This is a genomic window from Desulfomonile tiedjei DSM 6799 (assembly GCF_000266945.1).
Taxonomy (GTDB): Bacteria; Desulfobacterota; Desulfomonilia; order Desulfomonilales; family Desulfomonilaceae; genus Desulfomonile; species Desulfomonile tiedjei.
In genome coordinates this window covers 6,111,651-6,124,134 of the sequence record NC_018025.1, presented here as the reverse complement: position 1 = coordinate 6,124,134, position 12,484 = coordinate 6,111,651, and the positions used below count along the sequence as shown (strand labels likewise).

The window sequence follows — 12,484 nt, the reverse complement described above, 5'->3', positions numbered from 1 at the left end:
GAAAGCGAAATTGTTAGGGTTCCAATCATGCACATACTTATCATTACAGATAGATTTTATCCGGAAATTACGGCCCCTTCTTTTCGGATACTGGAACATTCCAGGAAATGGATTGAACTGGGAAATGAAGTCACGGTAGTAACGTGCGCTCCGAATTTTCCGAGAGGGGAGCTGTTTCCTGGGTACAGAAACGCCTTGTATCAAGAGGAAATCATTGAAGGGATTCGAGTAATAAGATTGTTTTCCTACATGGCCCCGAATGAAAAACTCGTTAGACGAGTGCTCGACTACGCCAGCTTCATGGTTTCCGCCATTCTGCAGTCCTTTCGTTTTCCCGGATTCGATCTCATTCTGGCAACTTCTCCTCCTCTGTTTGTGCCTATGGCAGGATGCGTAATCTCGAGGTTGTTGGATCGTCCATGGATTTTTGAACTGAGAGACCTCTGGCCCGATTCGATAAAAGCCGTGGGCGCCTTGAACGGCGGAATCGTCTCGTTTACCGAAAAAATCGAGCTCTTTCTTTACCGGAATTCGGATCATGTTATCAGCCTGACACATTCTTTCAAAGAAAACCTCGTCAGCCGAGGAATACCTGCTGAAAAAATTACAGTCGTGGAAAATGCAGTGGACACTGATTTTTTTCATCCGACAAATGTAAAATTGGATGCTCGAGCTGCTTTGGGCGTGAATGGAAAAGACTTTTTGGCCGGATATATCGGGACGGTAGGCATGGCACACGGGATAGAAACCATTGTACACGCGGCATCGTTATGCAAGGACCACGAGCATCTGAAATTTCTTATTATGGGCGAAGGCGCTGAACGAGCTCGAATTCAAGAGCTTACGAATGCGAATGGTCTCAAAAATGTAATAATTCGAGACTTCATTCCGCGTGAGCAGATGCCCTCTTATCTGAGTTGTCTGGATGCATTTCTCGTTCACTTGAGGCCCGATCCCATATTTCGAACCGTAATTCCATCGAAAATTTTCGAAGCAATGGCAATGGAAGTGCCTATTATTCATGCGGTTGAAGGTGAAAGCGCTTGTCTCGTTGAAGACGCAGGAGCTGGAGTATGCATTCCTTCAGGCAATGCCGAAAAATTAGCCGCAGAAGTAATCGGTTTGAGTGCTCAGAAAGACAGGTTGACTCAGATGGGGAGGAGAGGTCGAGAAGTCGCAAAAGAAAAGTATTCCAGAGAAGTAAAAGCAAGAGATGCATTAAAATGCATGGAATTGCTGCTTGAAAAGAGATCTCAACAGAAACATGCTGATGCAGAATGTGAAAAGTGAAATTCCTTATGGGTTGTATCATCTGATGATGCAGGAAGGAATTCGTTGGAAGAAATTATAGTAAGTGCCAAAATTAGTGTATCCGATTGAAGATTAGGAATATTGGTGAGTGCCGTGCCTCCGTGCCGGCACATCTTCAATATGATCAATGATATCGCTAGAATGGACCGGCAGAGACGCCGGTTCCCTACCAATATCCTGTAATTCACATGCGGGATAAACGACAGAATTTTTGGCACTGACTATAACAATCGAAGCCGGTGAATCACATCGATGGAGTCGTTAGCAGCAAAAAGCGTTTGGTCGGCATTTGCAAGTGTGATCGGCATTCTTGGGCGTTTCGCGAGCAACATCATGATCGCGCGAATACTAGGGCCGATCGGAATAGGGCAGTTCGCTTTCTTGACGTGCGTCTGTGAAAGCCTCTACGTACTGACGAATTTCGGTCTTTCAAATGGAATGACACGCTATGTAGCCGAATTGCAGGGAGGAGGTCGCACAAGTGAAATTAATGGTTTGATGAAATGGATCTACAAACGATCTGTTATTGCGTGTCTGTTCGGGTGCACTCTGTTGATGCTGTTTCTATGGTGGTACGAAAAAGAAACACACTATTTAGACATGGTATTGACCTCTTCAATAGTGCTTGCATTCGTATCGACTTTCTTCGCCAGCATGAAAACTGCCGAATATACCGGGAGGTTAGACTTTCATTCACTGGCTTTGGTCAATCTCGTTTCTGCGATTCTCTTGATCATAGTACAATATTTCGGAGTATTCTTTTTCGGGGTAACCGGAGCGGTTGTAGGCTATGCGCTCGGCAGTCTCCCATTACTGTTGTTGATCCTGGGCGTTTTAAAACCGAATCGAGTTACACGCACCCCAAGCCCCATGCTGAAACAGGAATTCTGGACATATACGAGCAATGCATGGATCGGTCATATCGTTTCCGCTGTGGTTTGGGGACGGGTCGAAATCTTCTTTATAGAAAAATATTGGAACAGCTACGAAGTCGGCTTGTTCAGCGCCGGTCTCACCCTTTCGAGTATGGCAATTTATGCTCCTCTGCTACTACGGGGTGCATTCTTGCCTCATTTCGCCAATCTCCTGGGAGCTGAGGATAGAAGCACTATCGAACATACGTACGCAGCCGGAACACGCATCATGACATTGCTGGCTTTTCCACTCGGTCTGGGGGGAGCAGCAATTGTTCCGGTTCTGCTTCCCTTCTTGTACGGCGAGCAGTTTAGGCCTGCAGTGCCTATGGCAGTGGTGCTGATAGGGCTTTCATGTCTCACGTTCGGTGGAGTTGGGTCTGCCCTTGTGTATGGGATAGGCTATTCGCGTTTCGTTGCATTCGTAGAAGGACTTGGTGGCTTAATAGCTATAGGCGCCTGTTTTTTTGTTATTCCGTCCCATGGCGCGTGGGGAGCAGTGTGGGTTCGCGCAGGCGTTCAGACGGGAATAATTGCTTTTCAGACTTTGTATATAGCGTTTGGGCTAAAGCATAAGGTACCGTATATGTTCATTGTGAAGACCTTGTTTGCAGCCGCCTTCTGCGCCTTGTCAGCACGGGCTGTTTTGACACTCCTCCCCTTCCCTGCGGCTATTCCTTTAGCAGTCGGCACTGGAGTCGGAATGTACGCCATCTGTCTGAGATTCTTGAGAGTCATAAATCGCGAAGATGCAGAATGGCTGGGAAGGAAGTTTGCCTGGGCCCCGTGGCGGATTAGAGCGGGTCTGCTCACAGGGTTGAGATGGATGACGGTGAAATAGTTGCCTTTGAAAGCTCGACCAATAAGCAGCACGGATTTCATGTTAATCTATAGTGTACACCTTGTTTTTCGAGAAATTGCTTTGAACGTAGATTCCGATCCCCAATAGTAAGAATATGTGAATTGCCATGATTCCAAGGATTGGTCACATAGAGTCCTACGAGGAAACGGAAAAGATTGCCTCTTTTATCAGAGAAGTATTACGCCTGCAGTGGGAAGCAATGGGTTGGAACTCACTGTCTTGTACATCCAAGATGGTCGTAGTAAAACCCAACTGGATTCAAGAGTCTCACGACAAGAATGCAAACGAGTGGGAATCGGTCATTACTCACCCCATTATTGTAGAAATTGTCGTTGACGAATTGGCTGCAAACATGGGGGGCACTGGTTCCATTATCATCTGTGACGCCCCTCATAGTAATGCCCGGTTTGCAAAGATAATCGACCGAGGAGATCTTGGGGTTAGACTCGACAGGTTACGACAACGTTACCCGCGGTTGTCGCTGAGTGTGCTGGATCTCCGCCGCGAGATTTTCGTGATTCGCAACGGAGTAATTGTCGACAGATTGGCAAATGTTCCCGATCCATTGGGTTACACACAGTTGAACCTGGGGGTTGATAGCCTATTTTTTCAGCATCCTGGAGAGGGACACTATTATGGGGCGGATTATGACCGTAAGGAAGTCAACGACCATCACTGTGGAACCAAGCACGAGTATCTGATAGCATCGACGCCCCTCAATTCCGATCTGTTTATCAATCTTCCCAAGCTCAAAACGCACAAGAAGACAGGCCTGACGTGCTCTTTGAAGAATCTGGTGGGTATCAACGGTGACAAGAATTGGTTGCCCCATCATGCAGAAGGCTACCCGGGAGAAGGTGGAGACGAATTTCCGGAAGCACGATTCTCTTACCATATGGAGAGTGTTCTCAAACGGAGTATGCACCAGATGGCGCTTCTGATGCCTGGACTTGGAACACGAATTCTGGAAGTCACGCGGTCGCTTGGCAAGAAGTTCCTGGGAGACAGCGAACGTGTCGTGCGAAATGGTAATTGGTACGGTAATGACACGTGCTGGCGCATGGCATTGGATTTGAATCGAGCACTTCTTTACGGAAACCTGGATGGTACCTGGAGAGAGGCGGGGAACCGCAAGCACTTTCTTTGCATTGTAGACGGGATCGTAGGTGGTGAGGGCCATGGTCCCACTCGCCCGCATCCTGTCAAATCCAAAGTGCTTGTAGCAGGGAGTAATCCGGCAGAAGTTGACGCGACAGTGTCAAGACTGATGGGGTTTGAACCCTCTATGATCCCCTTGGTCAGGGAAGCCTTTGCTTGTCATCGATGGCCTATCTTCTCACAGAATTTGGAAGAGATCGAAATAGACGACTTTCGGCACGATTCATCAGGCAGAATCCATCTGAGAAATGTAACGCCAGCCGTACCAGGCGGGTTCGAACCTCATTTTGGATGGTCTCGTTTGAGAGGAGATCATCGGAAGTGACTGTTGCAGTGATGAAGTGTCTATTGATTATAATCGGCTGCTCTCTTCCTGTGGTTGAGGGAGGCGGTCGTTGAAACACACTATTTGTAAGGAACGCATTGACCCTGGGAACGAGAAGTCGAACAGGGCATTTCCCTGGTTGAAAGTGTGCTCACTATGATGGTCGATAGGAATCACGGTGTTCCACATTGTTTCAATACACACAGGCTCGGTATTGTGAGCTGCTGTCTTGTTGCATCGGCATTCGGTCCATATTTGCTTCCCGGTTTGGGATTGAGGCTCGACCATGCTGTTATTTATGGTCTGTGCATTGCTTTCTTCATTATGGATATGCCTTTCTTCTTCACAATGAGATTTAACCATGCGCTTCTGTGGCTTACCCTCTCTTTCTTTGCTGTTGCTATATGGACATTAGTCTCAACGTTTTTCGGAGGGCACCCAAAACTTTCATGGAATTTGGTGCTTGCCAGTCTGGATAATTTTACTCAACCCATGGCTATCATAGGGATTATGGCCTTCATTACGGCAGAGAAACAAGAGAGAGTACTATCCGATGCACTGCAAAAAGTATCTCTTACGATGTGTATTCTCTTGAGTCTTAATACCGTGATTGCTGCATGTCAGATGTTCTGGGACATGTGGCCGGTGGCCCATTTTTTTCTTCGCTCTATGGATGAACGGACTGTATGGGAAAATGCAGTCATACAAGGAAGATATTGTGGAATATTCGATCAGCCCGTTGAAAATGGGTTAGCATATTCGGTTGCCCTGGTGAGTTGGACTTACTATGTCAACCAATATCGCTCTAGCTGGCAGTGGCTCTTACTTCCGTTTTTAATTATCGGAGGAATTCTCTCTGCTTCCAAAGTATTTCTGTTCGGGGGCATACCGGCAGGAATTCTCTACTTTCTTTTCTGCAAGAAATTGCATTTCGGAACACTGTTCAAAGTCTTTCTCGGATTGTCGGGTGTTGCGATTATTGCGATAGAATTTGCGGATCAGTGGATCGGTATCTCCTTCTTGGAACTCATGACCGATCCCGGTTATCTGGCGAGCGATCCTATAGGTGTATACACTGCGGGACGATTCGGAAAGGAAGGGTGGATTCTGACGCAAGTCGAGCGAATATTGAGAAGTGACCCAGTCTGCGGGATAGGATTGGGAACCTCCGATGTACTGGACAACGCGTACCTCGAGTTCTTCACACAAGGAGGAATTGTAGCCCTGGCCTGGTATATATTCATCCTGGGAATAATCGGCCGAAGCGGCATTCAAGGAATCGTGAAAAACAGCAAATACGGCCTGGTAATGCTCCTGTTATGGTTGATGATCGTTGCAGCAGGTTTTGGCGGACCTGTTTTGACAATGAACCGGAGCTCCATACTGCTTCTGGTGTTCATATGCTTGATCATTGTCCTTATCGAGCGAGAGTACCCCACCCCAAGAGTGATTTCGGCCCACGGTCCCAATGTAAGAAATCAGCCACAACGTGAACTACTCAGGATTACTGCCGAAAGAACGTGATCCTTCTCTATGGGAATTGCCAGAAATAACGTTCGATTCGAGGATAGGAGTATTGACGTCGGTGCCGGCACATCTTCAATATGATCAATGATATCGCCAGAATAGACCGATAGGGACGCCGATCCCCACTAAGATCTTGTATTGGAGCGTGAGATAGACGTCAGAATTTTGTCCGATTGCGAAAAGCGCTTCACGAAAATCGGTGGGTGCCGTGCCTCCGTGCCGGCACATTTTTCATAACAAATCGACCAGTTCGGGCAGACAGAGACGACGGCGACCGATCACCCGTCGATGTGAGCCCATGCTTTGTCCGTCAAACGTATCTGGTACAATCCCTGACTCACGGCAACTACAGTCCCGGTTTGATCCTTCAATTCTCCATGGAGAATAAAGTCTGCCTTACCTTTCTCGGAGACTTCTCCCGTAATACGGTCCACTTCCTCACGAGAAAGGGATATCTCTGTGGTTATATCGGAGACTGCCGGACGCAGAAATTTGATGGTCAGTTCTTTTATCACGGGGAAACACTTTGTGGGATCGAAAGTGGTCAAAATCAGTGCACCACCAGGTATTTCCGCAAGGGTAAAAAGTGCGCCGGCGTACATGCTGCCGACGTGATTTTCGTTTCCCTGGAGCGGCGCTATGAGCTTCACGTATCCTGGCGTTAATTCAATGACTTTAAGCCCCATGCGTTCCACAAAGGCTATTTTCTTTTCCACTAACTCTTTCACGGTTTCCGGTGTGAAATGCATGTTTTCCTCCAGCGGCAACGACTGATACTGATTTGCATTCAAAGAGATAAAATCTGGGAAACCCTTCTTGTAAGAAGTGTTTCCCCGACCCCTCCAAAAAACTTTTAGCGCTCGCCGGTCTAATTCTGCATGGTGGACGCTCTATCCTTGAACTGTTCCCTGAGCTGGTATTTCATTACCTTACCTGAGACATTGACCGGTAATGCCTGAACAATCTCCATCAACCGTGGAATCTTGTAATCCGCCAGACGTGTCTTGAGAAATTCCCGCAATTCCGCGAGCGTAAGCTCCTGGTCGGGAGCCAGTGTTACCACAGCCATAACGGTCTCACCCCAAACCGCATGAGGTACTCCAATAACGACGGCCATGCTGATCTTCGGATGCTCGAAGAGAGCGTCTTCCACTTCTTTGGAATACACGTTTTCCCCACCGGTAATTATCATGTCTTTCTTACGGTCGACCAGAGTGATATAGCCTTCGTCGTCCATCATGCCCAGGTCTCCCGAATGAACCCAACCGTCCCGAATAGTTTCAGCCGTGGCCTGAGGATTCTTGTAGTATTCTCTCATGGTGGTTTCGCCTTTGATCACCAGTTCGCCCACCACACCGGGTTCGGTAATCTTATTGCCTTTTTCGTCAACGAGCTTGGTTTCCATGTTGACGATATACTTCCCCCCTGCGCCAGCCTTGCGGATTTGGTCTTTGGGATAAAGAGCGATCCCTCCGGGCCCTCCTTCGGTTAAACCGCACAGACAGAAAAAGTTGGTGGTCTTAAATTTGTTGATCGCCTGCTTTACGGATTCCGCAGCCATTGGCGCAGCACCGTATCCGAAAAAGCGTACTGAGGAGAGATCGTATTCGTCAAAATTTGGAACCTGCATTAGCGCCAGGTACATTACCGGAGCACCGAAGAATTGCGTAATCTTCTCTTTTTGAATCGTTGCTAAAATCTGGTTCGGAATGAAGTCCCTCATGATAACGTGGGTGACTCCCATATAAGTACCGGGATTGAGATACAGGTTGAGTTCGGCAGAGTGGAACAGCGGGGCAACATGCAAAATGCGATCGTCCGGATTGAGTGCATAGAGCGAACAAACCGTGGTGGTCAAGACTATCTGATTATGATGTAACAGGACCGCACCCTTGGGGCGTCCGGTAGTTCCCGAAGTGTAGATGATTTCGCTCTCGGCGTATTCGTCCACTTCTATACCGGGGTCTGATGAATCACCGGAAGCCATTATTTCTTCTATGGAGTCGAATCCATCGAATTTTCCGGCTCCTGCCGAAAAGAACCGCTTTATCTTGTCCAGCCGGCTCTTCATCTCCTTTACCGCGGGCTCGAAAATGTCATCGCAAATCAGACCGACTGCATCACAGTTATCGAAAATGTACTCGGCTTCAGGCGGAGCCAGACGGAAGTTGACCGGCACGGCAACAGCGCCGGCCTTCACGATGCCATAAAAGGCAATGACGAACAGGTCCGAATTGAACATCCACATGGCTATTTTATCGCCCTGCTTGATGCCTCCTTTGATGAGAGCGTTGGCAATCGTGTTGACTCGGTCGTCCACTTCGGCCCACGTGTACCGCTTGTCCTGATAGATGATTGCTTCCTTATCAGGAACGGTGCGCTTGTTACGTGCTACGAGTCCTCCAAGATGCATGCTGAACCTCCATCTGTCTTGAGTATTGAGTAGCTCCCGGGGTACCAAGAGTCTTCCGGACAGTGAACCATTCTTGGCGCGAACAGGGAATTTCCCTATTGGGCGGCATCAATCGGGTGCGTTCTTCTGGATCTGTCTTCGTTTGGCGAATTGAAATCCGAACCATGGGGTTTTTCTAAGATCCTGTTATCCGTTGCAGGAAAGAGAGATTCTTCTTCTCTAGTCATTGTCGAAATAAATGACCGAAACCCAGTGCAGATGTTAGTCGAAAAATCCCCCTTCCCAGTTTTAATAAGGGGGAATTAAGATGTTGCCTCTTACCCCCCTTTCGTAAGAGGCGGCTGGGGGGATTTGCGCAGATCCGGTCTCCAAGAGAAGGCTCGATATGGCTGCTAGTCAGTGCGGCCCCACGAGTCATTGAAGAAGGTGAGTGATCTTTACTCACCTTCTTCATGTCACCATTACTTACCTCCGCTGTCAAGTTCTTTATTGTCATTCAGGTATCCACTTAGTTATGCGTGGGAAAAATCCCCCCTCCCCCCCTTTATAGAAGGGGGGTAAAGAAGGCACGTGCCAATCCCCACCAGTACATTGTGTTGGAGCATGGGATATACCGATTCTCGAAAGTAATCACGGATTGTGAAGAGCAGTTCCCAGCAATTGGTAGCGCCGGCCTCCGTGCCGGCGACCAATTCACCAAACAAATCAATAAATTCTCGCCGGCAGGGACGCCGGCGCTACTGATTCTTCCCATTGCAGGCATTGGATTCCGTCAAGACTTTCGATAACCGCTATAAACGCCAGAATTTGGCAATCGCTATATGGAACGGGAAAGGGAACTTCTTACTTGATCGACTGTAATGGTGAATAAGAGACTGGTCCGCGGTTCAGTTCCTCAAATATGACCGCAAGTAGTGTCGGTTAGACCAAGATCCAAAACTCGTTCCCATGCGCACCGTCATTTGCGGAGAAATAGAGCGCACCATTAAAGACCGCAAAATTGTCAGGAGAACTGTCGCCTGAAGGATTAATGTCCCGGAAGAGCGAGACTGCACCGCTGCTATCCATTTTCCACAACTCCTCACCATTAACCCCATCGTTCGCACGAAAATAGAGAGAATCGCCGACTACGGTAAATTTTTCAGGGGAACTGCTCCCGGTTGGGTTGATATCGGCGACCAATGAGGCTGTTCCTGTGCTGTCCACTTTCCATAACTCGCTCCCGGTCACTCCGTCATCCGCGGAAAAATAGAGAGCATTATTGAAGAGCGTAAATCCCAATGGATAACTGCCGCACAGGACACGAGAAGCTACTCCATTGCTGTCCATCATCCAAAGCTGGTACGCAGCGGTAGTGTCATAAGCGGAAAAATAGAGAGCGTCATTGAATGCTGTTAAGTATAGAGGCCAACTGCCGGTGGGCCCGGCATAGATGTCCCACACCAGAGAGGCTGCTCCGCTGGAATCGATTTTCCAAAGCTCTGCACCATTGATGCCGTCATCAGCGGAAAAATAGAGGGCATTTTGAAACACGGTAAATCCTTTGGAAGAACTGCCACCCGACAGATTTATATCGGTGACCCTGGAAGCAATGCCGCTGCTGTCGAGCTTCCAAACCTCGGCTCCATGAGTACCATCATTTGCGGAAAAATAGAGTTCACCGTTGAATAAGGTCAATTCCGTTGGATTGCTGCTTGCACTGCCGGACCGTATATCCCAGTATTGCAGCACATCATTGGTGTCCAGCTTCCAAAGCTCTGTTCCGCGAGTCCCATTGTAAGCGGTGAAATACAGGCTGCCGTTGAAGATCGTTAAATTTGCAGGATTGCTGCTGCCTGAAATGTTAATGTCCGTCACCCTGGAAAGCACTCCGTTACTTTCGATTTTCCAGAGCTCATAGCCATGCGTGCTACTGTACGCTGAAAAATACAGAGCATTGTCGAAAACGGTGAATCCGGCCGGATAACTGCCATTTTGACCAGGATTAACATCTGACACCAGTGTGATCAGGCCGCTGCTGTTAAACTTCCAGAGCTCGTGTCCATGGATGCCGTCATTGGCAGAGAAATATGTATCACCGTTGAATTGGGTGAATCCAGCAGGATCGCTGTTTGCCGCTCCCACATGGATATCCTCCACCAGACCGATTCCATGCACGGCAATCCTGGCAGTCGCCCGATCGCTCGTCATTCCGCCGTCCGTTTCAGTCACTGTGTAATGGAATGACGTGTACCCGCTCCAGTTCGGGTCGGAAACGAACACGATAGCATTCGCATCCGCCCACGAAACATCCTGTCCTGCCGCAATGAGAGTTCCATTCAAATACAGAACGCCATGGTTCGGAAGATCCACTATGGTCACATGGTCCGGATCGTTTGCAGAAGATCCTCCCAGGACCGAATCTGCAGAATCGTCAAATATCCATCCCGTGATGGCGATATCTGTTCCCGGATCGCCGGACACAGCGAAGTCACCGGTGAGAGGAGCATCGTTTACCGCATCGATCGTTATATCGAGTGACTGGCTGGAACTATGCGCTCCGCCGGAACCGTTGTGGCCTTGGTCGTCTACTGTGATTTCCAGGGCGTCCGAACCGTTATAGTTGCGGATCCCCTGGTACAGCACCTGGGTCAAGGCATTATTTACAGTAATCTGATTTCCCGTGAAGACCATTACAGTATCGTGAGACCCGTCGCCTACGCTAAAGTGGAGTCCCGTGGAATTGTGAAGACTGAAAGACCCATGTTCGACAGACAATGTCACCTGGATGTCGTTACCTGCCGCGTCGACATCGAGCACTGCAATGCCGTCGATGCTGACTTCCGTGTCCTCACTTCCTGTCAAAGGCCCGGGAATTCCAATCACAGGCGCCGCATTCACCAGAGCCTCATCATGTTGCTGGACGTAAGAGTACTCGCCACCGGGCCCGAAGTGGTAAGTCGTCGAATCCCAGTCGTTATATACCTGTGCTCCGATGCTGCCGGTAAACCAGGTTTGATAAGGTTCCCATTGGTTGTCGGTTATACTGTCCCACCAGAACCATGTTCCATTATCATGCTCTTGATAAAGATAGTGGTCCGCATCGTAATGCCAACAACTTAAATTCCAATCATTCCAGATCCACGCTTCGTCCGCGAAGTCATAAAACCACGTGAATGCCGATTCCCACGCCAAGTCGTCAAATGAGTCCCACCAGACCCAGGCTTCTGTGTTGTGGTCCTGGTAAAAATAATGATCTTCATTGTAGTAGTAACTGCTTCCATCCGTACCGTTCAAGACCCATGCGCCGAGACTGTAGTCGTAATACCATTCCCAGCAAGGCTCCCAACTGTTACTATCCAGGTCGTCGTACCAGAACCAGTAACCGGTGGCAAGTTCCATAGCGTAGTAGTAGTGCGTACCGGCATACCAGAAATCAAATCCGTTCAGACGCTGATACAACCAGCCATTTACTTCATGCCATTGACCGTCGTAATAATCCACTGCCTCAAGGACGGAAACGACTCCTCCAGCATCGTCGGAACCGCCATCAGCCTGGACAGCATCCGTTACGTGAGATCCTTCCATGTGTTCGTCAACAGTCCCGTCGAGAACGATTCTATTCTCGAGCAACTCGAGTAATAACTCAGAGTTCCGGACATTCGCATTTTCTTCAGCACACATATTCGAATTCCCATAATTACTTTGGTTCAATTTGCTCGAGAAACGGAAGATCCTTCCGCTCGTTTCTCCATCCATAAACGTAGAATGTTGCATAAGGAATATATTTTGTTTGGACTATCGAGTATTTTAACCGCTTGGGTCCTCGTGAGTGAATTACTTAACGCCGGCGCCCGAAACGCAAATGTAGCGGGCTCCATTCCCCTGAACACAACCGAGTGCAGCACCGTGACCGTTTGTACAGCCTGTCCGCGCATTCGCTCCTGTTCGACATACCCCTTGATCGCTTCCCCCGCTTCTGCATTCACCCCCGG

The 12,484-nt window shown here is 48.7% G+C and carries 7 protein-coding genes; 4 read left to right on the top strand and 3 right to left on the bottom strand.

All coding sequences use genetic code 11. The features are described from left to right. Positions 1-27 precede the first annotated feature (27 nt). The 4 genes from DESTI_RS26360 (at position 28) to DESTI_RS26345 (ending at position 6,094) form a co-directional block, all read left to right on the top strand. Entirely contained in the window at positions 28-1,290 is a 1,263-nt protein-coding gene (locus DESTI_RS26360) for a glycosyltransferase family 4 protein (RefSeq protein WP_014813004.1), read from the top strand. A gap of 273 nt (positions 1,291-1,563) precedes the next feature. Further along, positions 1,564-3,066, top strand: coding sequence for an oligosaccharide flippase family protein (locus DESTI_RS26355; RefSeq protein ID WP_041286514.1), 1,503 nt, complete (start codon positions 1,564-1,566; stop codon positions 3,064-3,066). Between the two features lie 127 nt (positions 3,067-3,193). Then, positions 3,194-4,570, top strand: coding sequence for a DUF362 domain-containing protein (locus DESTI_RS26350; RefSeq protein WP_014813002.1), 1,377 nt, complete (start codon positions 3,194-3,196; stop codon positions 4,568-4,570). A gap of 216 nt (positions 4,571-4,786) precedes the next feature. Continuing rightward, a complete protein-coding gene (locus DESTI_RS26345) occupies positions 4,787-6,094 on the top strand; it encodes a hypothetical protein (protein ID WP_157212283.1) in 1,308 nt (435 codons plus the stop codon). 281 nt (positions 6,095-6,375) lie between these two features. Here DESTI_RS26345 and DESTI_RS26340 read toward each other — a convergent pair whose 3' ends face one another. From DESTI_RS26340 to DESTI_RS29520, 3 genes are all read right to left on the bottom strand, one after another. Further along, entirely contained in the window at positions 6,376-6,846 is a 471-nt protein-coding gene (locus tag DESTI_RS26340; protein WP_014813000.1) for a PaaI family thioesterase, read from the bottom strand. Positions 6,847-6,965: 119 nt separating this feature from the next. Then, positions 6,966-8,510: a class I adenylate-forming enzyme family protein gene (locus DESTI_RS26335; RefSeq protein WP_014812999.1), complete on the bottom strand. Its 1,545-nt coding sequence runs from the start codon at positions 8,508-8,510 to the stop codon at positions 6,966-6,968. 921 nt (positions 8,511-9,431) lie between these two features. After that, positions 9,432-12,173: an Ig-like domain-containing protein gene (locus tag DESTI_RS29520; RefSeq protein WP_014812998.1), complete on the bottom strand. Its 2,742-nt coding sequence runs from the start codon at positions 12,171-12,173 to the stop codon at positions 9,432-9,434. Between the last annotated feature and the right edge of the window lie 311 nt (positions 12,174-12,484).

Coding starts and splice junctions, on each gene's coding strand:
- DESTI_RS26360 (WP_014813004.1), top strand. CDS start 28: ATGCACATACTTATCATTACAGATAGATTTTATCCGGAAATTACGGCC.
- DESTI_RS26355 (WP_041286514.1), top strand. CDS start 1,564: ATGGAGTCGTTAGCAGCAAAAAGCGTTTGGTCGGCATTTGCAAGTGTG.
- DESTI_RS26350 (WP_014813002.1), top strand. CDS start 3,194: ATGATTCCAAGGATTGGTCACATAGAGTCCTACGAGGAAACGGAAAAG.
- DESTI_RS26340 (WP_014813000.1), bottom strand. CDS start 6,846: ATGCATTTCACACCGGAAACCGTGAAAGAGTTAGTGGAAAAGAAAATA.
- DESTI_RS26335 (WP_014812999.1), bottom strand. CDS start 8,510: ATGCATCTTGGAGGACTCGTAGCACGTAACAAGCGCACCGTTCCTGAT.
- DESTI_RS29520 (WP_014812998.1), bottom strand. CDS start 12,173: ATGTGTGCTGAAGAAAATGCGAATGTCCGGAACTCTGAGTTATTACTC.